Source organism: Enterococcus canintestini, assembly GCF_001885735.1.
In the GTDB taxonomy this organism is placed as follows: Bacteria; Bacillota; Bacilli; order Lactobacillales; family Enterococcaceae; genus Enterococcus_C; species Enterococcus_C canintestini.
The window spans coordinates 1-23930 of the sequence record NZ_JXKG01000021.1 but is presented as its reverse complement, the minus strand read 5'-3'; the positions used below and the strand labels follow the sequence as shown (position 1 = coordinate 23930).

The following is a 23930-nucleotide window of genomic DNA, read 5'->3' as shown; positions in this document are numbered from 1 at the left end:
GAAATGTTTCAAGGACAAAGTAAAAATGGCCATTTGTATTGGGGTGGTTGTGATACCGTTAGCTTAGCAAAAAAATACGGAACGCCACTATATGTTTACGATGAAAATTTAATCTTAAAAGAATGCCACGCTTTAAAAGAAGATTTCTTAGATAAATATCCTAAGACGCGGGTGGCTTATGCCAGTAAAGCATTTAATACAATTGCGATGTTACAACTAATTAATACGGCGGGTCTGTCTTTAGATGTTGTTTCAGGAGGAGAATTGTATACCGCCATCGCCGCTGACTTTCCCGCAGCGAGAATAGAATTTAATGGCAACAATAAATCAGTAGCTGAGCTGGAAATGGCCATTGACTATGGTGTCGGGCGTATTATTGTAGATAGTTTGCAAGAAGTAGATTTAATTCAGCAAATTTGTCAAAAATTGGGTAAAAAAGCACAAATCATGTTTCGCATTACGCCAGAAGTGGATGTGAAAACTCACGCTTTTATTTCAACCGGACAAAAAGATTCCAAGTTTGGTATTCCTTTAGCGCCAGCTATTTTATATCCGCAAATTGAAAAAGTTTTTCAAGCCGAAAATTTAGAATTTTATGGCTTTCATTTTCACGTTGGCAGTCAATTAAGTGATAACAGTGCCCATCTTGCGGCAACTCAAGTCGCGCTAGATTTAATGTTGGAAGTGAAAAAACGTTATGACTACCAAATTCAGGAATTAAATTTTGGTGGCGGTTTTGGTGTTCGTTATAAAAAAGAAGATGTCCGAAAACCATATCGCTATTTTTTAGATCCCATGATGGCATTAACAGAAACTTTTTGCTTAGAAAATGATTTGGTCCAACCAGAAATCGTTATTGAACCCGGGCGTAGTATCGTAGCAGAAGCGGGAATTACCTTGCATACGATTGGTGCAATTAAAGAACTCCCGGGTTTAAGAAAATATGTCAGCATTGATGGTGGTATGACCGATAATATTCGTCCGGGCCTTTATGATGCGCAATACACTGGAATTATCGCCAATAAGGTAGCGGAAAAACCAACCCAAGAAGTAACGATTTCAGGAAAAGCCTGTGAAAGTACGGACTTACTGGCAAAAGATTTAGCCGTTCCAGCGGTTTGCGCTGGTGATATTTTTGCTACCTTTACAACAGGTGCTTATGGCTATTCCATGGCTAGCAATTACAATAAGTTACCTATTCCCGCGGTGGTTTTTGTTAAAGATGGGCAGGCAGAGATTGTAGTAAAAAGACAAACTTATGCGCAAATGATTCAAAATGAAGTAAAAAGATAGGGCGTGAGGTAATGCAAATTCCTTTTGTAAAAATGCAAGGAGCCGGCAATGATTTTATTGTCGTTAATAATCTTGAACTAAAAATGAGTACAGCTGCGCTAAGTGACTTAGCCAAAGGTGCCTGTCGTCCGCGCTTGTCACTAGGGGCGGATGCGGTTATGGCAGTGGATGAAGCGCAAAATGGAGGTAACTTTCGCATGCGCTTTTTTAATGCTGATGGTTCTGAAGCAGAAATGTGTGGCAACGGTGCCCGCTGTATTGCCCGTTATGCCTATGAAAAAAAATTAGCACCGGAGAATATGGTTATTGAAACGCTGGCGGGGAAAGTTTTAGCCCAGCGTTTAAGTCAAAGGAGCTATAAAGTTCAGTTAAATCCAGTCACAAAATTTTTAGTAAAAGAATTTGAAGGTAAAATCGTCTATTATGTGGAACTAGGTAATCCAGCTATTCCTCACTTGGTGATGCCAATGTCTGATTTAGCCAAAAAAGATTTGGATGATTTACGGGAATTGGCTCAAAAATTACGTTATTGGGATGAATTACCCAAAGGCGCAAATGTTAATTTTTATGATCGCAAAGATGAGGTGGTTGTTCGTACATATGAACGCGGGGTAGAAGATTTTACACTCGCTTGTGGGACAGGTTCAGCCTCAGTGGCGTATGTAGTAAAACAAGTAGAAAAAATTACTGAAAATCCCATTGCTTTAACTGTATTAGGTGGTAAGCTAGCAGTAGAGGTTCAAGCTGAACAACTTTTTCTAACTGGTGCAGCGACTTGGATTGCTGAAGGCAATTTAAGTGAAGAAGCGCTTTGATAAAATTCAAAAGGAAATTGGTGACGTATGTTAGAAGCAATTATTTTTGATATGGATGGCGTGTTAATTGATTCAGAATATAGCTATTTTGAAGCGAAAGACAGTATTTTAAAAGACGAAGGAATTATTGTCCCCAGCAGTTACCATAGTAAATTTATGGGCACTTCTTATTTGTATACATGGGAAACGATGAAAAAAGAATTGGGTTTAACCCAAACTGCCGATACTTATATCAAAGAAATGATTAACCGGCGAAAAGAAATAATTAAAAGAGATGGAATTAAACCAATTAAAGGGGCACAAGATTTAATAAAACGGTTGAAATCAGCTGGAGCAAAGCTAGCTGTAGCTTCTTCATCTCCTTTAACTGAGATTGAAAAATCATTGACAGAAATTGGGATTTACGCTGACTTTTCCATTATTACTAGTGGAGAAGAGGTAGAACATTCCAAACCGGCACCAGATGTCTATTTACTCGCAGCCAAACGTTTAGGGGTAAAGCCTAAAAATTGTATAGCAATAGAAGATTCCCCTAATGGCAGTATTGCGGTCAAAAAAGCCAACATGGTGGGAATTGGCTTTGCAAATCCAGATTATCCGACGTTGGATTTAGTATCTGATGTTGTTGTGAATACATTTTCTGATTTGGATTATGTTAAGTGTCAGGCGATTTACCAACAATTTGCTAAATAGAATATGTAATAAACGTAAAAATCAGCAGAAATGCCGATTTTTACGTTTTTTATTTTGTTTGTTCTTGTTTAGAAAAAACAGTGTTATTTTTAGCAGTGGCTGGGTTAGCAGCGTAGTTTTCAAAACGTTTGAACAGGCGTGCTTCAAATTCATTGCGGGGGGTAAAAGTTTTACCTTGTTTCTCTTTTATGGTCTTTGTTTGTTTCAAAAAAATCAACTCCTATAGTTTTTTATGAAAAAATAAATTTGTTTGTTATTGTTATATTAGCAAGAACATTTGTTATATAAAAAGGTTACGCTTATCTTTTTTCATTTTTATTAAAAAAAGTAGAAATACTTGATAATCATCAATTTATCCTAATTGTTTAAACGCTAAACTAAAGTCAGCCAAGGCAGAAAAAATAAAAGTGATTTAGCGATTTATTTGCACATGATTAGGAGGAGAAAAAAATGAAATTGCAACAAAAGATTTTGTATCAAGAAAGCACGATTACTGCCATAAGTGGCAGTCTGATTATTGCAGCGTTTATTAGCAGTGGCCTTCATTTTAAGGCTGGCTACACACTGGCGCTGATAGTAGCTTCTCTTTTGGGGGGGATGCCAATTTTTATTAAAGCTTATCAAGCTTTGCGGGTAAAAGTGATTAGTATTGATTTATTAGTTAGTTTAGCGGTGGTAGGTGCTTTTTTTATTGGAGAGTTTAATGAATCAGCGTTAGTAACGTTTTTGTTTCTCTTTGGCAGTTTATTAGAACAAAAGACGTTAGAAAAAACGCGCTTAGCGATTAAGTCACTGACGCAAATGGTTCCTAAAAGAGCTTTTGTTATTCGCAGTGGCAAAGTAGAAGAGGTTCCTGTTGCCCAAGTGAAAGTTTCAGAGCAACTTTTTGTTAAAACAGGAGGACAAGTACCAGTCGATGGCGTAATTACCAGTGGGGAAGGTTATTTAAATGAAGCTAGTGTCACCGGAGAAGCACGGCTTATCCATAAAACAAAAGGGGATTTTGTTTTTGCGGGTACCTTATTGGATAACGGAACCTTGCACTTAACTGCCCAAAAAGTTGGTGAAGATACGACCTTTGGCAAAATTATTGCGTTAGTAGAAGAAGCGCAAGATAGTAAGTCAAAAGCGGAACGCTTTATTGATCGCTTTGCTAAATTTTATACGCCATTTGTTTTTATTTTGGCCTTGTTTGTAGGAATTATCAGTCGTGATTTATCATTGGGGATTACTATTTTAGTTTTAGGTTGTCCGGGTGCTTTAGTGATTGGTGTTCCTGTTTCAAATGTAGCGGGGATTGGAAATGGAGCAAAATCTGGCATTTTGTTAAAAGGTGGGGAAATTTTGGATACGTTTAGTCAAGTGGATACCTTTGTTTTTGATAAAACGGGTACTTTGACGACTGGAAAAACTACGGTTGCTACTTTAAAAAATTATTTTGGTAACCAAGAAGAAAACCTGCGCATACTTGCTAGTGTGGAAAAAGAGTCGAATCATCCGTTAGGAAAAGCCATCGTCAATTACCAAATGTTTGAAAAATATTTACCTGTGAAAAATACGCATGTTTTAAAAGGACGTGGTATTAAAGCTGAGGTTTTGCAGCATCAGATACTAGTCGGCAATGAAAAATTGTTGCAAGAAGCTGGAGTAAATATGGATATAGCTTTAAAAGATCAAATCCTTTTACAAGAAAATGCGCACTCTTTAGTTTATTTAGCTGTCGATGGACAATTAGCACAACTAGTCGGAATTAAAGATCAGGTTCGCCCCCAGGCAAAAGCAACATTAAGACAGTTGAAAAAACTAGGGATAAAAAATTTCGTCATGCTAACAGGGGACAATGAAAAAACAGCTGAGATTGTAGGCGAGAACCTGGGAATGAGTGAAATTCATGGCGGACTTTTACCAGCAGATAAAGCAGAGTTTATTACACAACTACAAAAAACGGGCCACAAAGTAGCGTTTGTTGGGGATGGCGTCAATGATAGTCCTGCTATTGCCTTAGCAGATATTGGGATTGCAATGGGAAATGGAACGGACGTAGCTGTCGAAACTTCAGATGTGGTCTTAATGAATTCAGACTTTAGTAAATTAGTTCATGCTTATGCATTAACGAAAAAAACGGTTTGGAACATGAAAGAAAATATCGCTATTGCTGTACTTACAGTAGTTTTTTTACTAGTCGGGTTAATTTTTGGCTACATATATATGGCCAGTGGCATGCTTGTACATGAATTGAGTATTTTAGTTGTAATTTTAAATGGAATGCGTTTAATACCTTATAAAGTGAAAAAACTTGATGGTAATCAATTTTTTAAGAAAAAAGAAGTCTTACAATAAAAACAACCAAATCAGAAAGAAGGATAATAATGGAAAAAGTAGTGATTCAACTAGGAGCGTTAACCTGCCCATCTTGTCTACAAAAAATTGAAAGTGCGGTAAAAAAAGAAGCCGGAGTTAAAACTGTCCGAGTATTATTTAACGCAAGTAAAGTCAAAACTGAAATTGATACTAGTCAGACTACCAGTGAAAAAGTAGCAAATATCATCGAAAAACTAGGCTATGAAGTCCAATCAGTTAATGTAAAGGAAGGGTAAAAAATGAATGCAAAAGAAAAATATCAAGCTGAATTGCGTCAAAGTGAGCAAGATCACCATACGCCGACAGCAGGAGCTATGTGTGGGCATATTTTAGCCAATTTAATCATTCAAAAAAATAAATTACGCCAAGCCAATTATTATTTAAAGGGGGATAGTAAAGCTTTTAGTCGCCAAATTGAAAATACTATCGCAAAAGAAGAGGAATTATTTGACCACTTAAATCAGTTGTTGTTAGATGAAGGAGAGGTAATCCCCACGACAACGGCAGAATTTGTCCAATATACGATGTTAGAAGAAAGTGGACAATTAAAATATGAAACACCTGAGACAATGTTATTTACAGCTGTCAAAGATTTCAATACTCAAAATTTATTTGTCACACGTGCCATTAAACTGGCAGAAAAAGAAGAAAAATTTGCCTTAGGTTTATTTTTACAATCGTTATATGGTTGGTTAAAAGCGCAAAGCCGGCTTTTTCAAAGTTTTATCGGGCATGATTTAAAAGAAGGCTTGTTGGTAGAAGAATAGTAGATTGCCATAAAAAAGGAGGAGCTTTCATGACTTGTAATCATTTATGTGTGAGTTTGGTACCGTTATTTAATCACTTAGATGAAGAAGATCAACAAAAAATTAATCAATTGGTTACACATCATACATTTGAAAAAGGAGAACAAGTTATTACACCTAATGGAAAGGCCCAATTGGTGATTGTTGCAAGTGGTAATTTAAAAGTGTATCAATTATCTGCCAGCGGTAAAGAGCAGTTGTTGCGAGTAGTAGAGCCGGGTGGTTATGAAGGTGAAAGCTTACTTTTTGGGGCAGTTAACGAAAATTTATTTAGTGAGGCACTCCAAAAGACAGCAGTCTGCCTGTTAAAACAAGCGGACTTTAAGCAATTATTACTGGATTATCCAGAACTTAGTCTTAAATTATTGGAAATTAATGCCAAAAAAATGACCAAGATTGAACAGCAAAGTCAATTTTTAACAATTGAAAAAATTGAAGAACGTTTGGCGCTTTATTTATTAGACTTAAGCAAAGTCGCACAAACCAATCAGGTTACAATTCCGATGAAGATGAAAGAGCTAGCTACATTTTTAGGCACTACGCCTGAGACACTTTCCCGTAAATTCAAGTTATTGGAACAGAGGGACTTAATTTTGCGCACAGGTTATCATGTCGAAATACTAGATCAAGACAAATTAGAAGAAGTATAAGAAATAGAGGTTGTGACAAAAGTCTTGTCACAACCTCTATTTCCGAATAAACGGTATGACAGAAGCAGCTTCTTCGGAAATAAGACGAAATTCCCCAAAATTTGAAAAACAATTTTCGGAAATTCCGTCTTATTTCTTGAAACTGGTCGCTTTTGTCACAACCTCTTTTAATTTAGCAGGTTTAGCCATTTTAAAAATAACAATAAAAATTTCTTAAGCCAGTGGCTACCTTTTTAATCGCCCCTTTTCACAGCCATATTTTTTAGGTAAAATAAAAGCTACGAAAAAATTTTAAAGGAGAACGAAAATGTCACAATTACCGAAATGTCCAGAATGTGGGTCAGCGTATACATATGAAGATCGCGGCTTATTTGTTTGTCCAGAATGTGGTCATGAATGGAGTGCAGACCAAGTAGCAGAACAAACAGCAGGTGTTGTTGCTAAAGACGCCAATGGCAATTTATTACAAGATGGCGATAATGTTACAGTTATTAAAGATTTAAAAGTTAAAGGCGCTTCTAATCCGATTAAACAAGGAACCAAAGTAAAAAATATTCGCTTGGTTGAAGGGGACCATAATATCGACTGTAAAGTGGATGGTTTTGGACCAATGAAATTAAAGTCAGAATTTGTCAAAAAACTATAAACTTCTTTCTGATTCTCTTCACACTATTTTCATGACTAAAATGGTAAAATAGACATAGTTAGTTTAGCTAATTTTGTGAGGGAGGAAACAATTATGTATGGAATGGGTTATGGCTTTATGCCCTTTTTTGATCCAACGATGATTTTAGTGATTATTGGGTTGGTGCTTTCAGGAATTGCCTCAGCTTATGTAAATAGTACTTTTAGAAAGTATGATGAAGTAAAAAGTCGCAATCACGTTACCGGTACACAAGCGGCGCAATATATTTTAAATGATCAAGGTATTAACGATGTCGGTGTCCAAAGAATTGCCGGTAATTTAACAGATAACTACAACTCGCAAACAAAGATGTTGAGTCTATCAGAGGCAACTGCGCAATCAACTTCAGTAGCAGCTATTGCAGTTGCGGCTCATGAATGTGGTCATGCGGTACAAGATGCCAAAAGTTATGTGCCGTTGCGTTTGCGGGCGGCTATTGTACCAGTGGCAAACTTTGGTTCAACTTTAGCATTTCCAATTATTTTAATCGGCTTTTTCTTAAGTGCACCCAAGTTAGTAACAATTGGTCTTTGGGCCTTTTCACTGGCATTGATTTTCCAATTGGTAACTTTACCGGTTGAATTTAATGCGTCAGCACGGGCTTTAAAAATTTTAAGTAATGGTAATTTATTAACGGAAGATGAATTACCAATGGCACGAAAAGTATTATTTGCTGCGGCACTGACATATGTAGCTGCGGCTGTGGCAACTTTCTTACAATTACTTCGCTTAATTTTACTTTTTGGTGGTAATCGCAGAGATTAATGAGGTACGTAATCAACTTAGGTTGGTTACGTATTTTTTTGTGTAAAAGAATGAACTGTTTTTTTGGTGTAAGAAAGTTAAATGTGTTTTATTGCACTTTTTGGCTAAGTTTGACAAAATAATAAGTAGAAAAGCGATTATCGTTTAAAAATCGAGCTGGAGGCAGGATATGAATAAAAAAGAAATTGGAATTCGTGCACTTGTCGCACTAGTAGGGGTGGCGATCCTGGCCTTAGGTGCAACAACTTTACGAATGGGAAAAGTTGGTTTGGATCCATATACATCCACAAATATTGCATTAGGGGAAAAGTTTGGTTTATCATTAGGCGTCTATCAACTGATGGTAAATATCATTATTTTGATATTAATTTTTATTTTTGGTAGAAAATACATTGGTATCGGTACAGTTATCAATATGGTATTAGCTGGTTTTTTTATTGATTTTTATACTGAAATTTTTACTAATTTAAATTGGGTCGCAGAAACAATCTTTATGCAACTAATTTTTCTAATCATTGGAATTTTGTTGTTTAGTTTTGGTGCTTCTTTATATATGGGAGCAGAACTTGGTAACGCACCTTATGATGCGATTGCGCCTGTCATCGTCGATAAAACCAAGGCACCTTACCGCATTATTCGTGTAATTCAAGATGTTACTTTCAGTGTTGTCGCTTTTATTTTTGGCGGACCAATTGGAATTGGAACCTTTATTAGTGCCTTTTTAACTGGGCCGTTTATCAGTTTTTTTGACCAAAAAATTACCCATCCAGTTGTTAATTCCTTAACAAAAAGGTAGGAGAAAGATGGAATTACCAAAAGCATTTTATACAAAATATCAAAATTTATTAAAAGATGAAGCAAGTGATTTTTTTGACGCCTTAACGAAAGGTCAGGTTACAAAAGGGTATCGGGTCAATCCGTTAAAACCTAATTTTTATGCCATGATTGAAAAATACGCTCCCCACAATAAAGTTGCAGCTCCTTATGCTCCAAATGCTTACTTAGGTAGTGTGGGCGGGCGCACGTTGTTGCATCAAGCTGGTTATGTTTATAGTCAAGAACCAAGTGCGATGTTAGTGGCAACAGCGGCTGATTGTCAGCCTGGTGAAAAAGTTTTAGACCTATGTGCTGCTCCTGGGGGAAAGTCGACGCAATTGGCAACGCAATTAAAAGGAGAAGGGCTCTTAGTTGCTAATGAAATCTTCCCTAAACGGGCGAAAATTTTAGCTGAAAATATTGAACGTTGGGGAGTGTCAAATGCGATTGTGACTAACCATGCCCCTGCTGAATTGGTCAAAAATTTTAGTGGCTTTTTTGATCGGATTGTAGTGGATGCACCGTGTTCTGGAGAAGGTATGTTTCGTAAAGATCCTGTTGCCCTTAGTGAGTGGCAAGAGCAGACACCATTAAAATGTGCCAAGCGGCAAAAAGAAATTTTAACGGCAGCAGTAAAAATGCTTAAAACAGGCGGAACGCTCGTTTACTCTACTTGTACATTTGCTCCAGAGGAAAATGAAGAAATTATCAGTTGGTTATTAAAAGAATATCCGTTTACGATTGTGCCAATTCCCCAAGCGCAAACAAATGTTTCTTCAGGTCGACCAGAGTGGGGAGATGGGAATCCAGCTTTAGCCAAGGCCGTCCGCTTATGGCCACATTTAAATCAAGGAGAAGGTCATTTTGTTGCTAAACTAATCTTTCAAGGTGAAAATACGGTGGCTAAGCCAAAGAAAAAACATAAAAAAGTAGGGCTTACAAAAGAAGTCAGCAGTTTAGTGGCTGATTTTACACACAAATTTCCGCAACCAGAAAATACAACAATTCAACTGTTTGGCGATCACATCTGGGCAGCTCCTAAAAATGCCCCCGATTTAACCGGTATTAAAGTATTACGTAATGGCGTGGAGTTAGGGGTCGTCAAAAAAAGACGTATCGAACCAAGTTTTAATTTGGCGATGGCGGTAACAGATAAAACACTACCTGCTTTTCCCACTTTACAAATCAATTACGAAGATTGGCTGCATTATGTTGCTGGCGAAACCTTCACTAAACCGGGTAACGATAGTTGGGTTTTATTGTGTGTCGATGCGATTCCGGTGGGCTTTGGTAAACAAGTTCAAGGACTAGTCAAAAATTTCTATCCGAAAGGGTTGCGTTTTAAAGGCGAGCCTGGGCCAGAAGAAAAAGAATAAAAATATTTTAGTAAGAGTTAGTGAAAAGCACGGATTAACCACAAATTTTTATCATTAAACTGCATAAAAGCCCTTTTATTTTGGCTATTTTTTCCTCTGTGCTATGATGAAAGAGTAGAAAAGTTCATAGATAGGGGCTGAAAAAAGATGAAAAATAAAACAAAAGTGACGATTGGTCTAAGCATTGCAGCAGTGGCTGGAATTACTACCGCAGTAATTGCATCTGATGCTGTTATCAATAAAATTCGTCATAAAAAAGACCGTTACAAAGTAAAACGATTTGTTGGTGATAAGTTTGACGGCAATGAAAAATTAATGTCTGTTGTTGATAACTTATCAGATGATGAATTGGACTCTTTGATGAATGTTATGAAAAAAATTAAATCCGGCCGCAAACAAATTTCTGTATATGGCGATTCGTTAAAAGAAACAACAGAAAGCCTAAAAGATAAACTAAGCGGTTTAATCGACCAAATCGGTTAAGAAAAAGATGATTGATTTTAAAAGAGGTTGTGACAAAAGTCTTGTCACAACCTCTTTTTCCGAATAAACGGTATGACAGAAGCAGCTTCTTCGGAAATAAGACGAAATTCCCCCAAATTTGAAAAACAATTTTCGGAAATTCCGTCTTATTTCTTGAAACTGGGCGCTTTTGTCACAACCTCTTTTTTATCGGGAAAACTATAATTTTTGTAATAAAAAAAACGAAACCGTGGTTTCGTTTAACGTCTTTTTAATCAGACACATGGCAGATCCTGCTTAGTGCTGCTTCCTTCCAGATCTGACACAATTCACAAGCCTGCCATTGTCCTAGCCTTGCGGCAAGAATTAGTATAGCGTATTTCAATAGATTTGGCTAGTCTTTTTCCAAAAAAATTATTCATCAGCTTCTTTTAGCGCTAATTTACGGGCTTTTTTGGCAGCTTTTTGTTTTTTTCGTAAGTCGCGGAAAAAATCGGTTAAAATTTGACCGCACTCCGTAGCTAAAATCCCACCTTCAACATAAGACCAGTGATTAAAACGTTCATCTGTCAAAATTGTCATTAGTGAACCGGCTGCGCCTCCTTTTGGATCGTAGGCACCAAAGTAGACTTCTTCAACGCGGGCAAGTTGCATAGCGCCACTACACATAGGGCAAGGTTCTAAGGTGACAAATAATTGGCTTTGTTCTAAGCGCCAACTTTCAATATTTTGACAGGCCTGACGAATGGCAAACATCTCGGCATGAGCGGTTGCGTCTTGGTCGTGTTCTCTTAAATTATAACCCGAACCAATTACTTCGCCGTCTAAAACGACAATCGCGCCAATTGGCACTTCACCAATCGCTTGGGCTTTTTGTGCTTGTGCTAAAGCAAGTTTCATATAGTGTTCTTTTGCTGCTTGTGTCAAAGTGCTGCTTTTCTCCACATTTTTCACCTCGCTAAATTCTAGCATTTTTTTGCTGAAGATAAAAGAAGTGCCCGGACAAAATTGGCAGTTTTGTCCGGGCACCAGAGGAGAAGAAATGAAAAAATTATTGGGTATGACAATACTATAAGGGCGTTAACTTAATTTAAGCTTAAAGTGGCGTATTCTTTTACACCTTTTTTGAAGTTCGCTACAATCAAAGTAAGGAGTGATGGCAATGGAGAAGAAATCCACCCGCTGGATTAATTTTTTAGGGGGACGCAATTTAATTTTTACTTTAGTGGCATTATTATTATTGGGAGCTGTTTTATGGCTATTTTCACAACTGGATTTCTTATTTGATCCTTTTGTAACTATTTTTAAAGCTATTAGTGGTCCGTTAATTTTAACGATGGTCTTATACTACTTATTTGACCCAATTATCGATTGGTTAGAAGGCAAAGGAATTAAACGGATCATTAGTGTAGCGGCATTATTTATTCTTCTAATTGGCCTCGCAGTGGTGGCTGTGGTCTTGATTAGTCCAATTATTCAAAAACAAGTTCTTTCGCTGGTTTCATCTTTTCCAGAATATATGGACAAAACTATTAAAATGTTAACAAAATTATTTGATAATTCACCTTTTGAAGAGTCCTTGGATCAGACGATGGAAAAAGTCCAAAATTGGTCAGAAGGACTATCAAGTCGGGTGACAGATTACTTATCAGGTGTGATTAAAGGAGCTTCTAATGTTGTATCAACGATTACCAGTACCGTCTTAATTATTGGGACAGCACCGATTATCACGTTTTTCCTATTAAAAGATGACCGCAAATTTTTTCACTATGTCACAAAATTAATTCCACCGCGTTTTCGTAAAGATGCTAAAGCAATTGCTAGCAGTATGAATACACAAGTAGGGGCTTATTTAAAAGGGCAAGTATTGGTGAGTATTGCGATTGGTTTATTAACTTTTCTTGGCTTTTTAATTATTGGCATGCCTTATGCCGGTTCATTATCTTTATTAACAGGTGTAACAGCGATTATTCCTTATATTGGACCTTTTATTGCGTTTATTCCAGCGTTTATCGTTGCTTTAATGTCATCTTTTGGCATGCTAATAAAGATGTGTTTAGTTTGGGTAATTGTTCAAATGGCAAATGGACATTTGATTGAACCGGCGGTAATGGGCAAACACTTGTTGGTCCATCCCATTACGATCGTATTAGTTTTACTGGTGATGGGAGATTTAATGGGGATGTTTGGTCTGATTTTTGGGATTCCGATTTATGCAGTAATTAAAGTGTTGTGTATTTATTTCTTCCGCAAATTAAAACGGCGTTACAATCACTTTTATGGTGAATATGGTCAGTATGAAGACACGGATTTTGAAGAGTAAAAATTAGGTGTGACAACAAAATGGACCCTGTAAATAGGACGCTAGAAAAAAGTGTCTCTGTTTACAGGATCCATTTTTTAATTTTGCACATCTTTTTTAGATGTAAAAGTTAAAATAAAAAGTTAAGTTGTAGCTTTAATCAGAAAAAAACTATTGGTGATAGTCTTCATAACGCGGGGAGTTGGCTTTTAACTCGTTTTGTTCTTCTAAACTTAATTCACTAAAAACATCATTGCCATCTAAGAAAGATTCCCAATCAGAAGTCATTAATTCATTTAGACCGGCTTCATCATGTTTTTCCCAGACCTCGGTTTTAACGCCGTCTGGGGTAATAAAGTGACCGTGTTCATTTTTATTGGTTTTTTTTAATTCGGTTAAATCGTGCTTTTTACTAAATAGCTTTTCCCATTCTGTTTTTAACGGATGTTTCATTTTTTCTGCCTCCTTTTTACTACTAAATTTATTTTAGCAAATGGCAGGCTAAGGGTAAAAGATTAAAGCCCGATTATTCAAATAAGACGTTGTGAAAAAAATGTGCTAGTCTAAGCTTAGTTAAGTTACATACCTTTAGAAATGAGGCCTCTATATGGAAAAAATTACCATTATGCATACGAATGATTTACACTCCCATTTGGAAAATTGGCCGAAAATCAGACGTTACCTAGAACAACGGCAACGGGAACTAGCCCAAAAAGGTCACGGAGCGATTACGGTGGATTTAGGCGATTTTGTCGATCGCTGGCACCCGCTATCAGAAGCAACCAATGGGAAAGCTAACGTTACTTTGATGAATGAAGTTCACTATGATGCTGTCACAATTGGAAATAATGAAGGGGTGGGAAATTCAAAATATGATTTAAATCACCTTTATGATGAAGCCAATTTTGATGTGTTATTAGCTAACTTGTTTGATAAAAAGACATTGCAACCACCTAAATGGAGCAAAGAATACAAAATTATCACAACAAAAGCAGGAACAAAAGTAGGGTTAATTGCTCTTACTGCGCCATTTCCTCTTACCTATAGTCCCAATGGTTGGGATATTCGTTATCCTTTGGAAATTTTGCCTAATTTAGTTGCGCACTTGCGTCCTAAAGTAGACGTCTTAGTTTTAATGAGTCATTTGGGGATTGAAGATGATCAACTGATTGCCAGTGAAATGCCAGAAATTGATGTGATTTTAGGCTCTCATACCCATCATCTCTTTCCAACTGGAAAAGTAGTAAACGGTGTTCAATTAGCTGCCGCTGGCAAATTTGGCTACTATATTGGTGAAGTACGTCTGGAGTTAGAAGATCATAAAATTATTTCTAAAAAAGCCAGAACGATTGAAACTGCGACACTAACGGCTTTTCCAGAAGATGATGAAGAAACTAATGGCTATTTAACTAAAGGGCACGACTTATTAAAAGCGCAAAAAGTAGCAGTTTTGCCTTATGACTTAACATTAGATTTAAATGGCGAGCACCGCCTGATTGATGCTGCTTTAAAAGCAGTCGCCAAAAGAGGCCAAACGGATGTGGCGATTTTAAATAGCGGTCTGTTTTTAGAGGCTTTGCCAAAAGGGGTAGTTAATCAAGATCAACTACACACAACCTTGCCTCATCCGATGCATTTGTTAAAAGTAACATTAAAAGGTACGGATGTCCGGCGCTTAGTATTGGAAATGGAAAAAAATCGTAACTTTTTACGGAATTTTCCTATGCTAGGTATGGGTTTTCGGGGCAAAATTTTTGGTGTCATTACGTATGATGGTATCTTATATGATGCTGTAAATCATGAAGTTTACTGGTTAGGAGAAAAACTGATTGACGAAAAAGAGTATAGTTTTACGACGGTTGATCATTTTATGTTTGTCCCCTTTTTCCCAACCATTGAAATTGCCGGAAAATACGAATTTCTCTTTCCAGAATTTATCAGAAGTGTGTTAGGTGCGTATTTAGAAACTCACTATCCAAGGAAATAAAAACAAGGTATAATGAAAAACAGGTGGTGAAATGATGACAAAAGAAAACAAAGACCTAACCGAAGAATTAACGACGGTTTTAGAAGAAGTCGCAACCCAAGAAGTGGCAAAACCACAAAAAGGTGAGCTTGTGACACCGATTAGTGAGACGGATTTTATGATCGGACAACGTCAATACAAGCTTGTTTATGACCACCGGGAAGGCTTTGATGCTGAAAAATTAGGCGAACGTTTTAGCGAGGTTTTGGCGCGCTATGATTATATTGTTGGTGACTGGGGCTATGAGCAATTACGCTTAAAAGGCTTTTTTACCGCCGATGATAAAAAAGCGCAACCGGAACAACGCATTGATACTTTAGAAGACTATTTATATGAATATTGTAATTTTGGCTGTGCTTATTTTGTAATTCAACGAGTAGGCAATAAACGCGAAAAAACACAAAATCGTAAACGCCGGAAGAAAAATCACAATAATCAAGCTGCAGCGGCTCATATTGCTGAAAAGAAAACAGATGTAAAGAAAAAAGCCAAACCGGTTTTAAAGAAAAAAAGTGAGAAAAAGCCAACTACGAAAACCGAAATTGTAACAAAGTCGGTTAAAAAAGAAGGCAAAAAAGGTAGCTTTACTATTAGGAAGCGAGAAGATTAATGTACAAAGGATATTTAATTGATTTAGATGGCACTATTTATCGGGGGCAAGAGCCGATTCCAGCGGGGAAACGTTTTGTTGATGAATTAAAAAGACGGCAATTACCGTTTTTATTTGTTACCAATAACACTACCCGTAGCCCTGAAACCGTAGCACAACGGTTAAAAAATGAGTTTCAAATTGAAGTAGTACCTAAAACCATCTACACCGCCAGCTTAGCAACAATTGATTTTATGAAAGCTGATAATAAGGGGAAAAAAGTCTTTGTTATTGGTGAAGCAGGGTTAATTGATTTAATCTTAGCGGCCGGCTTTATTTGGGAGGAAGAAAATCCTGATTATGTGATAGTCGGCTTAGACAATCAGGTTACGTATGAAAAATTTGTTACAGCTACTTTGGCAATTCAAAAAGGTGCAACCTTTATTGGTACTAATCCTGATAAAAACATCCCCACTGAAAGAGGTCTATTACCTGGGGCAGGTTCTTTAATTTCATTAGTGGAAACAGCAACGCAGACTAAACCTATTTTTATTGGTAAACCCGAAGCAATTATTATGGATAAAGCATTGGAACAGATTGGTCTTTCAAAAGAAGACGTCATCATGGTTGGTGATAATTACGAAACAGATATCTGTTCTGGCTTGAATAATGGCATTGATACGTTGTTAGTATTATCTGGTTTCACTCAAAAAGAAGAAGTCGCCACATTACCAAAAGCACCGACTTTTGTTCTAGATTCTTTGGATGAATGGAACTTTGATGCATGAAAAAAATGATGGTACCTTGGCAAAGACGTTTGGGATTATTAAGTCTTTTTTTAACGATAATAACACTAGTGATTACGATTGCGATTAATTTTCGTCCGTTATATGTCTTTGATATCCATTATTTAAACATATTGGATGCTACTACGGTTGGGAAAACTACCTTATTGAAAAATTTCGATCAATTGATGGCTTTTTTGAATAATCCTTTTGCCCATACGTTAGCATTGCCAGATTTTCCTATGTCTTCTGCCGGACGCGGACATTTTATTGATGTCAAAAAGTTATTTATGTTAAATTACGTCGTTTTATTGGTGACCATAATTCCGGCAGTTGTTTTTTTAGTTAAGTTAAAAAAACAGCAAAGTTTGTGGCGTTTAATTCGTCCCTTTCAATGGGGGATGGGAATACCGGTGATTTTAGGCTTTTTGATGGCGACAAGTTTCGATCGTTTTTTTGTGACGTTTCACGAATTATTTTTCCAAAATGACGATTGGTTATTTGATCCGCTGACAGATCCGATTATTAATGTTTTACCTGAAGAATTTTTTATGCACTGCTTTATTTTGGCCTTTGTTTTACTAGAACTGTGCTTTTTAGCTCTAGTATTATGGGGACGTCATAGTTTAAAACCAAAAACCAACGCTCCTTAAGTGAGAGCGTTGGTTTTTTGTAAGTATTTTTTAGATGCTAAGTTGAAATCTTACAAAAGTTGAAAACAACTTATTAAAATTATCTCTTATAGTTGGAGATTTTTTGAGAGCCGATGGAATCTGGTTAGCTTTCATTAAATTAGGGTTATTGGGTAATGTAGTGTGAATCACCAGGATTTTGATGGGCTAAACGACTAGCAGCAGAAGCGGCAATCGCACCGACAATATCATCGAGAAATGTATGGACATGTTTGCCATCGTGACTATTTAATTCTTTTAAAATCCCTGGTTTTACTTTATCGATATAACCGTAATTGGTAAAGCCAATTGAACCATAGACGTTGACAATTGAAAGTGCCAAGATTTCATCAATACCATAAAGCCCTTCGTCATCGGCGACAATTTCTTGCAAGGGGGCTAATAATTTACCTTCTTCGGCTAAGATATCCAACTGAATACCGGTGATAATGGCGTTGTGAACTTCTCTTTTGGTTAAGACACTATTAACACTTTCAACACATTTTTCTAAAGTGATGTCTTTAATGTAATCCTTTTGTAAAAACATAACCAATTCGCCAATTTCATCTAATGTAACGCCACGACTTTTTAGTAGCTCGCGGGCTTTTTCTTCTAGTGTTTTTGTTTCAATTACCATAAATATCACTCCAATTCTCTGGCTTAAGATTAATTCTTCTTTTATGGTATACTATCTACCAACTTGAAGCAAAGAAAAGGGAGGGTATCATGAAACCTTTAATTGAATTTTGTGAACAAAATTTAAGCCGGCAAGGAAATATACTATTAGAAGATGAAGAGTTAAAGGAAAAAGCTGATTTTTTAATTACCAGTTGCTTAAGTATGTGTGAGCTTTGTGGGCAAAAATTATTTGTAATGGTAGAAGGAGAAGTTATCATAGCAGATACGACAGCTGAACTATTAGAAAAAGTTAAAAGCGCCATTCGGGAATGGGATGAATTTTAAAAAAGTTCCAAAAGAAAATGCTACTTTGCTTTATATTTAAGCAAAAATAGCATAACTTTTGGCGCTTTTTGTTTTTCAATCTAGTTTTTTAAAAGAGGCTGGTACTATGAGCAGGTTGGGTGCGGTTTTTAGGATCAATAAAATGCAAGGCATTGTTAACGGCAGTAGGTGCTTCACCAAATCCAGTTGCGATTAGTTTTACTTTCCCCTCGTAACCGGCAATATCGCCACAGGCATAAATTCCGGGAATTGAAGTACTCATATCTGAATTCACTGTGATTGTTTGTCTGGTTCCAGCTAAATGCCACTCTTTAACATTTAAATTAGAGGTAAAACCATAATTTACCAACAAGTGGTCAACAGAAAGCGCAATTTTTTCTTTTGTTTGCACCTGCTGTAAAGTGAGACCGCTGATAAAATCTTCACCTGTTACTTCGTTAATCACGTACGGTGTCATGATGTTAACAGTAGACTGATAAAGTTTTTCAACGCTGTGTTCTAAAGCGCGAAACTTATCCCGCCGATGAATCAAATAGACTTCTGAAGCAATTGGTTCTAACATTAAAGCCCAGTCAATCGCTGAATCGCCACCACCGGCTAAAGCGACTTTTTTACCTGCATATTTCATTAAATCGTTGACGTAATAATCCACTCCCCGATTTTCAAAAGTTTCAGCACCAGAAACGGTTAATTTTCGGGGTTGAAACGAGCCGTTTCCTAAAGCTAAAATTGCCGCTTTCGTATAATGAGTATCTTTATTGGTTGTAATCACAATCAGATCGTCTTGTTTTTCAATATGGCGTACTTCTTCACCTAAACAATACGTATGAGGAAAAGTTTGTAATTGCTTTTCTAAAACTTGAATTAAATCATTAGCTTTTATTTGAACATACCCAGGGATATCATAAATATTTTTTTCCGGATAAAGGGTCGATAGTTGGCCACCTAACTGAGGTAAACTGTCGATAATTTTTGTTTTGGCGCTGCGCATGCCTGCGTAAAAGCCGGCAAACATACCTACCGGACCTGCACCAATAATGGTGATGTCATACACTTCCATCTTGTTTCCTCCTTAATTTTATGAAGCTGAAACTTTGCAATAGTTCTAAGTATAAGGCCAAAGAGTGGTTTTTTCTATCAAAACGTTTTAGCGCTTTAACTCGGAATATTTTCTTAAAGTTCTTTTAGTAAAAAACGATCCATTGCATTATGAGGGCTTGGTGCTAATGGTTTTGCCAGTATTTTAAAATCATATTTTTGATAAAGTTTTAAAGCTGCCGTTAAGCGGTGGTGACTTTCTAAATAAACTGCGGTGTAACCAGCTTCTTTAGCAAAATTTAAAGCGGTATTCATTAATTGGTGGCTATAACCTTTGCCTTTTGCGTCATCTTTTAAATACAGTTTTTGCAATTCACAAATGTTTTTGTCCATTAGAAATTCTGCGATACCAATTCCGCCGACTAGTTCATTATTTTCAATTCCGACAAAATAATTTCGTCTGGGTGATTTCCCATAATACAAGGAGAGGTGATCAAGTTCAGGATCATAAAAAGCTGTGCCAGGAATGGCTAAGTTGAAAAATTCAAGATTTGTGCGGATGATTTTAGCCAAAGGCGCATCATCTGTTTTTTTTATTGGACGAATATACATATCAACACCTCTGCTTAATTTAGTAAATTTCCCGTTAGTATAGCAAATCTTGCAAAATAAAATCAAGAATACGTGGCAAAATAAGCGAAGTCTGCTATCATGAAATTAAGCTATTAATTGAAGGAGGAATTATTGTGAGTGAATTTCCACAACTAACATTAGAAAACCAAACAGGTCACAAAGCGTTAATTAAAACGAACCGTGGCAACATTTTAGTGCAACTATTTCCGGAGTTGGCACCAAAAACTGTTCAAAACTTTGAAGAATTGGCGAAAAAAGGCTATTACGATGGCGTTATTTTCCACCGTGTTATTCCTGATTTCATGATTCAAGGGGGCGACCCAACTGGCACTGGTATGGGAGGCGAAAGCTCTTTTGGTGGTACTTTTGAAGATGAATTTTCAAAAGAATTATTTAACGTGCGCGGAGCCTTATCGATGGCAAATGCCGGTCCGAATACTAACGGCAGTCAATTCTTTATCGTTAATAATCAAAACGTTCCTGGTAATATGTTAGGGCAACTAGAAGGTGCTGGCTATCCTTCAGAAATCATTGAAGCATATAAACAAGGTGGCACACCATGGTTAGATTTCCGCCACACTGTCTTTGGCCATGTAGTTGAAGGTATGGATGTGGTAGATGAAATTGCTAATGTAAAAAGAGGGCCACAAGATAAACCTGTTCACGACGTAGTAATTGAAACAGTTGAAATTTTAGCTGATTAAAAAAAGACCTAAACGAGATCGATTTCTTAAAAAGAAATTATCATCTCGTTTAGGTCCTTTTTATTTTAAGGGGTTTTTACTTCATTCGTAATATCATCAGTGATTAATTCTGCATACTCAATCGTTTCTTCTATTTCATGATGCGTTGTTTTCACTTCAATCAAATGAATCAATCGTCCGACACATAAAAGTGCAGCTAAAGTACCAATTCCAATGCCGCTTGGACGTCCAAGAAAAACCATCCCAACAAAAAAGGCAATTGTAATCATCGTTAGATCAAAATAAAATTTAACTTGACCGAATCGTTTGCCTTTTTTTAAGGCGATGATTTCAACGAGACCTTCTGGGGGATTTAAAATCAGTTTGGAGTTTACCATTAAAAAAGATCCGACACTTGTTGCAATTATCGCGGCAACTAACAGAAATATTTTCCCAATAAGAGTGGTCACCACAAAATTTTCTAGTCCTAATGTGACATTATAAAAATCAACTACCGCGCCAAAAAGAAAAGAAAAAGGTAACTGTAGTAAAATTTTTAACGGCATACGTTTGACTAAAATAATTTCTACAACAGCTAATAAGCCAAAAATTAAACTTGTTGCATTGCCTAATGAGAAACCAGTAATTGTGGCAGTTGTAAATGGGACTGAAACCAGAGAACTTACACCTAATTGACAACTGGAAAAAAGTACCGTGCCCAGTGCTAAAATGAAAATTCCTGGCACGTATTGCATGAAACGTTTGACTAAATCAGGCATTCTTGTCCTCCATTTTTAATTAATTTTGATAGCTAAAAACAAAAAAATGATATTTTCAATTGTTTTTCCTGATTTAGTGTAACAAATTTTCATAGAAAATGTAATGAAAAAAAAGACTGCATCAAAAGATACAGTCAGATATTTGCGATTATTTAAATGCTTGGGCGATTTGTTCTAAGCCTTGTTTTAAAGTATCTTTTGGACAGGCTATGTTTAGCCGCATATGTTGTTTACCATTAGGTCCAAATGTAAAGCCACCATTTAGCACCACTCCGGCTTCTTCAATCATCTTTTTATTGAGGGCAGTATCAGATAAATTGTAAGCAGAAAAATCTAACCAAAAAAGATAGGTTCCTTCTGGTCGCATAAATTTTACTTGAGGCAGATTTTTTTGGAGAAAAGAAATAGTAAATTCACTATTTTTATTTAAGTATTCTAATAATTCCGTTAACCACTGTTCGCCGCTTTCATAAGCTGCTTTGGTACCAATTAAGCCAAATGTGTTAATAGTATCTTGTTCACTTCTAGCTTGGATGGCTGTTAATGCAGCTTTTAACTGTGGGTTTTTAACAAAAATCATCGAGTTTTTAATTCCTGCTAAGTTGAAAGTTTTAGTTGCTGCCGTCAATATAATAGAAAAGTCAGCAAAAGTTTCATCTACATTATGGAAAGTTGCATGTTGATAAGGTGCAAAAATTAAATCTTGGTGAATTTCATCACTGACCACTAAACAGTTATGTTTTTTACATAGATCACCTAGTTGTTTTAATTCAGTCTTTGTCCAAACACGGCCACCAGGGTTATGTGGGTTACAAAGAATAAAAAGTTTTACTTTTTCTGCTATGATTTGCTTTTCCATTGTAATAAAATCTATTTCAAAATGATCATCTACAACTTTAAGGGAATTCCGTACCAGTTTTCTGTCATTTTCTTGCACCATTTTGGCAAAAGGAGGGTAGACGGGATCGTGAATCATGACACTGTCTTTAGGATTTGTAAAAGCTTGAATACTTATGGCAATACTTGGCACAACACCAGGTGAAAATAAGATTTCTTCTTTTTTGATTTCGTACTGATGGCGTCTTTTTTGCCAATTGATAATTGCCGTATAAAGATCATCACCAAACATAGTATAGCCGTAAATGCCTTGTTTTACATATTCCAATAACGCCTGTTGAACGGCACTCGGCGCAGCAAAGTCCATATCGGCTATCCAAAGTGGTAATAAATTTTCTTTTCCGTAAGTTTGTGAAATGCTGTCCCATTTCACGCTATCGGTGTGATGGCGATCGTGGTGTTGATCAAAAATTGACATAAAAAGACCTCCTAAATTTCTAAACTTCTTTTTTATCTCTAGTTACAGTATAATGAATAATACAAGGAGTGGAAACCAAATGTCTTATAAAATCGGCGATATTCTAGAAGGTCAAATTACCGGCATTCAACCTTATGGTGCTTTTGTTTCTTTAGATGATAAAACGCAAGGACTAATTCATATTTCTGAAGTGCAATCTGGTTACACCAAAAATATTCACGACATTTTATCTGTCGGCGAAACTGTCAAAGTTCAAATTATCGATATTGATGAATATTCACAAAAAATTAGTTTATCTAAACGAACGTTAGAGAAAAACTATATTCCCAATCGCAATTATAAAAAACGCTATTTTACAAATAAAAATAAAAAAATAGGTTTTGCTTCGATAAAAAAGGCTTTACCAGAATGGATTGAAGAAGCGGTAGTATATTTACATTCTGAAAACCACGCGAAATAATTATGCATATTTTCTGAAAATGTGCTATCATAAATTATAGATAAAACAGCCGAGGTGGTATCGTGACTAATAAAAAAGTTGCTGGAACAGTAATGTTGCATTTACAAAATGGCTCAAAACGATTTTTAGTTCATGCTGTAGGAGATACAATGGAGTTAGCCTCTACCGATTTTTCAAACGAACGCACTGGTTTAGCTAACATTTTGAGTTTATTAAAAGATAGTGTCAAACTAGATGTGAAAAAAATCGATTTAGTGGAACTAACAAATGGTCAGATTGCAGAAGAAAATGTTCCTTTGTTTGTTTTTGAAACAAGTGAAGAGAAATTAGTTGGCGATTTACCGGAAGATTTTCGGTGGGAAGAGCCCCAAAAGTTTCGGGAAATCATTAGGCATTATGATATCGAAGGTGTACCTTATTTTTAAAAAAGCAAAAGGAGATTGTAGAAATCTCCTTTTTTTGTACTCTTAATTAAGATATTTTTCAAAAAAGCGGTATGAAAAAATAATTTTACAAAAAATATTTAACGGATAAAATGAGCGCTGTTTGGAATTTAGTTCGCTATTTATCCTTAATAAGTGCTAACAAACAAAAGATAGTAAGACTAACATCAAAAAATGCGAATGAAAGGAAAATATAAAGAGAAGTGGCTAAAAAGACAAGCCATTTTTGTTAAACTTTTTGGTTGACCTTATCTTTTATTAGTGGTAAATTAGTCAACGTTGACGAAGCAGTCACACAGTTGAAAACAGCTTGAAATATTCTTGAAAAAAGTTGTTGACAATTGTAACAATGATTGCTAAACTAACGAAGTTGCTTAGTGAGCAGCACTTTTATGAAATATCATTTCAAAAAGTTTTCAAATTTTTTTGAAAAAACAGTTGACAATCAAAACGTCAGCTGGTAAGATATAAGAGTTGCCGAAACATTTGAAAAAGCAGCGATGTAGACCTTTGAAAACTGA

Annotated in this window: 29 protein-coding genes and 1 other RNA gene; 21 read left to right on the top strand and 9 right to left on the bottom strand. The window is 36.2% G+C overall.

All coding sequences use genetic code 11. The features are described 5' to 3' along the window. The first annotated feature begins 3 nt into the window (after nt 1-3). From lysA to RU96_RS10715, 3 genes are read left to right on the top strand one after another with little or no spacing between them, the layout of a single operon-like run. On the top strand, nt 4-1293 hold the full coding sequence (gene lysA / locus RU96_RS10725) for a diaminopimelate decarboxylase (protein WP_071865514.1): 1290 nt from the start codon (nt 4-6) through the stop codon (nt 1291-1293). An 11-nt stretch (nt 1294-1304) separates the two neighbouring features. Beyond that, the gene (gene dapF, locus RU96_RS10720) at nt 1305-2108 is read left to right on the top strand and encodes a diaminopimelate epimerase (protein ID WP_071865513.1); all 804 of its coding nucleotides are present in this window, start codon (nt 1305-1307) and stop codon (nt 2106-2108) included. Nucleotides 2109-2135: 27 nt separating this feature from the next. Next, nucleotides 2136-2801, top strand: a complete 666-nt coding sequence (locus tag RU96_RS10715) for an HAD family hydrolase (protein WP_071865512.1) — start codon at nt 2136-2138, stop codon at nt 2799-2801. 49 nt (nt 2802-2850) lie between these two features. On the opposite strand, the gene RU96_RS13075 is transcribed toward RU96_RS10715, so the two are convergent. Further along, nucleotides 2851-3009 carry a hypothetical protein gene (locus RU96_RS13075; protein ID WP_169818352.1) on the bottom strand — a complete coding sequence of 53 codons (159 nt, stop codon included), beginning with the start codon at nt 3007-3009 and terminating at the stop codon, nt 2851-2853. Nucleotides 3010-3251: 242 nt separating this feature from the next. Between RU96_RS13075 and RU96_RS10710 the strand changes: the two genes are divergently transcribed. The 9 genes from RU96_RS10710 (at nt 3252) to RU96_RS10670 (ending at nt 10743) form a co-directional block, all read left to right on the top strand. Continuing rightward, nucleotides 3252-5141, top strand: a complete 1890-nt coding sequence (locus RU96_RS10710) for a heavy metal translocating P-type ATPase (protein WP_071865511.1) — start codon at nt 3252-3254, stop codon at nt 5139-5141. Between the two features lie 29 nt (nt 5142-5170). Next, the gene (locus RU96_RS10705; RefSeq protein ID WP_071865510.1) at nt 5171-5398 is read left to right on the top strand and encodes a heavy-metal-associated domain-containing protein; all 228 of its coding nucleotides are present in this window, start codon (nt 5171-5173) and stop codon (nt 5396-5398) included. Between the two features lie 3 nt (nt 5399-5401). After that, nucleotides 5402-5929 (top strand): ferritin family protein, encoded by a 528-nt coding sequence (locus RU96_RS10700; RefSeq protein ID WP_071865509.1) that lies wholly within the window; start codon nt 5402-5404, stop codon nt 5927-5929. A 29-nt stretch (nt 5930-5958) separates the two neighbouring features. Next, nucleotides 5959-6618, top strand: coding sequence for a Crp/Fnr family transcriptional regulator (locus RU96_RS10695; protein ID WP_071865508.1), 660 nt, complete (start codon nt 5959-5961; stop codon nt 6616-6618). A gap of 307 nt (nt 6619-6925) precedes the next feature. Further along, a complete protein-coding gene (locus RU96_RS10690; protein WP_071865507.1) occupies nt 6926-7264 on the top strand; it encodes a zinc ribbon domain-containing protein YjdM in 339 nt (112 codons plus the stop codon). A gap of 93 nt (nt 7265-7357) precedes the next feature. Beyond that, the gene (locus tag RU96_RS10685; protein WP_071865506.1) at nt 7358-8068 is read left to right on the top strand and encodes a zinc metallopeptidase; all 711 of its coding nucleotides are present in this window, start codon (nt 7358-7360) and stop codon (nt 8066-8068) included. Between the two features lie 169 nt (nt 8069-8237). After that, nucleotides 8238-8864: a YczE/YyaS/YitT family protein gene (locus tag RU96_RS10680; protein WP_071865505.1), complete on the top strand. Its 627-nt coding sequence runs from the start codon at nt 8238-8240 to the stop codon at nt 8862-8864. Between the two features lie 7 nt (nt 8865-8871). Continuing rightward, on the top strand, nt 8872-10260 hold the full coding sequence (locus tag RU96_RS10675) for an RsmB/NOP family class I SAM-dependent RNA methyltransferase (protein WP_071865504.1): 1389 nt from the start codon (nt 8872-8874) through the stop codon (nt 10258-10260). Between the two features lie 147 nt (nt 10261-10407). Next, nucleotides 10408-10743, top strand: coding sequence for a hypothetical protein (locus tag RU96_RS10670; RefSeq protein ID WP_071865503.1), 336 nt, complete (start codon nt 10408-10410; stop codon nt 10741-10743). 247 nt (nt 10744-10990) lie between these two features. Here RU96_RS10670 and ffs read toward each other — a convergent pair. Both ffs and tadA read right to left on the bottom strand, forming a co-directional pair. Beyond that, nucleotides 10991-11077: signal recognition particle sRNA small type (gene ffs, locus RU96_RS10665), an RNA gene on the bottom strand. 59 nt (nt 11078-11136) lie between these two features. Continuing rightward, nucleotides 11137-11667: a tRNA adenosine(34) deaminase TadA gene (gene tadA / locus RU96_RS10660; protein ID WP_071865502.1), complete on the bottom strand. Its 531-nt coding sequence runs from the start codon at nt 11665-11667 to the stop codon at nt 11137-11139. Between the two features lie 217 nt (nt 11668-11884). Between tadA and RU96_RS10655 the strand changes: the two genes are divergently transcribed. Then, on the top strand, nt 11885-13045 hold the full coding sequence (locus RU96_RS10655; RefSeq protein WP_071865501.1) for an AI-2E family transporter: 1161 nt from the start codon (nt 11885-11887) through the stop codon (nt 13043-13045). Between the two features lie 150 nt (nt 13046-13195). Here RU96_RS10655 and RU96_RS10650 read toward each other — a convergent pair whose 3' ends face one another. Then, a complete protein-coding gene (locus RU96_RS10650; protein WP_071865500.1) occupies nt 13196-13477 on the bottom strand; it encodes a hypothetical protein in 282 nt (93 codons plus the stop codon). Nucleotides 13478-13631: 154 nt separating this feature from the next. On the opposite strand from RU96_RS10650, the gene RU96_RS10645 reads away from it, so the two are divergent. The 4 genes from RU96_RS10645 to RU96_RS10630 are packed head-to-tail and all read left to right on the top strand — an operon-like array spanning nt 13632 to nt 17077. Continuing rightward, complete coding sequence (locus RU96_RS10645) at nt 13632-15011, top strand: bifunctional metallophosphatase/5'-nucleotidase (protein WP_071865499.1); 1380 nt, start codon at nt 13632-13634, stop codon at nt 15009-15011. 34 nt (nt 15012-15045) lie between these two features. Further along, the gene (locus RU96_RS10640; RefSeq protein ID WP_071865498.1) at nt 15046-15660 is read left to right on the top strand and encodes a YutD family protein; all 615 of its coding nucleotides are present in this window, start codon (nt 15046-15048) and stop codon (nt 15658-15660) included. Beyond that, nucleotides 15660-16427 carry a TIGR01457 family HAD-type hydrolase gene (locus RU96_RS10635; RefSeq protein ID WP_071865497.1) on the top strand — a complete coding sequence of 256 codons (768 nt, stop codon included), beginning with the start codon at nt 15660-15662 and terminating at the stop codon, nt 16425-16427. Before RU96_RS10640 ends, RU96_RS10635 begins: the two co-directional genes overlap by 1 nt. Continuing rightward, entirely contained in the window at nt 16424-17077 is a 654-nt protein-coding gene (locus RU96_RS10630) for a TIGR01906 family membrane protein (protein ID WP_071865496.1), read from the top strand. Before RU96_RS10635 ends, RU96_RS10630 begins: the two co-directional genes overlap by 4 nt. A 145-nt stretch (nt 17078-17222) precedes the next feature. On the opposite strand, the gene RU96_RS10625 is transcribed toward RU96_RS10630, so the two are convergent. Then, a complete protein-coding gene (locus RU96_RS10625) occupies nt 17223-17732 on the bottom strand; it encodes a phosphatidylglycerophosphatase A family protein (protein WP_071865495.1) in 510 nt (169 codons plus the stop codon). Nucleotides 17733-17821: 89 nt separating this feature from the next. On the opposite strand from RU96_RS10625, the gene RU96_RS10620 reads away from it, so the two are divergent. Then, a complete protein-coding gene (locus RU96_RS10620; RefSeq protein ID WP_071865494.1) occupies nt 17822-18058 on the top strand; it encodes a DUF1450 domain-containing protein in 237 nt (78 codons plus the stop codon). An 88-nt stretch (nt 18059-18146) separates the two neighbouring features. On the opposite strand, the gene RU96_RS10615 is transcribed toward RU96_RS10620, so the two are convergent. Both RU96_RS10615 and RU96_RS10610 read right to left on the bottom strand, forming a co-directional pair. Then, nucleotides 18147-19118 carry an NAD(P)/FAD-dependent oxidoreductase gene (locus RU96_RS10615; RefSeq protein WP_071865493.1) on the bottom strand — a complete coding sequence of 324 codons (972 nt, stop codon included), beginning with the start codon at nt 19116-19118 and terminating at the stop codon, nt 18147-18149. Between the two features lie 113 nt (nt 19119-19231). Next, nucleotides 19232-19708 (bottom strand): GNAT family N-acetyltransferase, encoded by a 477-nt coding sequence (locus tag RU96_RS10610; RefSeq protein WP_071865492.1) that lies wholly within the window; start codon nt 19706-19708, stop codon nt 19232-19234. A gap of 134 nt (nt 19709-19842) precedes the next feature. On the opposite strand from RU96_RS10610, the gene RU96_RS10605 reads away from it, so the two are divergent. Next, complete coding sequence (locus RU96_RS10605; protein ID WP_071865491.1) at nt 19843-20433, top strand: peptidylprolyl isomerase; 591 nt, start codon at nt 19843-19845, stop codon at nt 20431-20433. A gap of 65 nt (nt 20434-20498) precedes the next feature. On the opposite strand, the gene RU96_RS10600 is transcribed toward RU96_RS10605, so the two are convergent. Then, nucleotides 20499-21191, bottom strand: a complete 693-nt coding sequence (locus tag RU96_RS10600) for a YczE/YyaS/YitT family protein (RefSeq protein WP_071865490.1) — start codon at nt 21189-21191, stop codon at nt 20499-20501. 148 nt (nt 21192-21339) lie between these two features. Continuing rightward, on the bottom strand, nt 21340-22506 hold the full coding sequence (locus RU96_RS10595) for a MalY/PatB family protein (RefSeq protein WP_071865489.1): 1167 nt from the start codon (nt 22504-22506) through the stop codon (nt 21340-21342). 79 nt (nt 22507-22585) lie between these two features. Here RU96_RS10595 and RU96_RS10590 point away from each other — a divergent pair, with 79 nt between their 5' ends. Further along, nucleotides 22586-22966, top strand: a complete 381-nt coding sequence (locus RU96_RS10590; RefSeq protein WP_071865488.1) for a CvfD/Ygs/GSP13 family RNA-binding post-transcriptional regulator — start codon at nt 22586-22588, stop codon at nt 22964-22966. A gap of 62 nt (nt 22967-23028) precedes the next feature. Further along, a complete protein-coding gene (locus RU96_RS10585) occupies nt 23029-23391 on the top strand; it encodes a hypothetical protein (protein ID WP_071865487.1) in 363 nt (120 codons plus the stop codon). Nucleotides 23392-23930 lie beyond the last annotated feature (539 nt).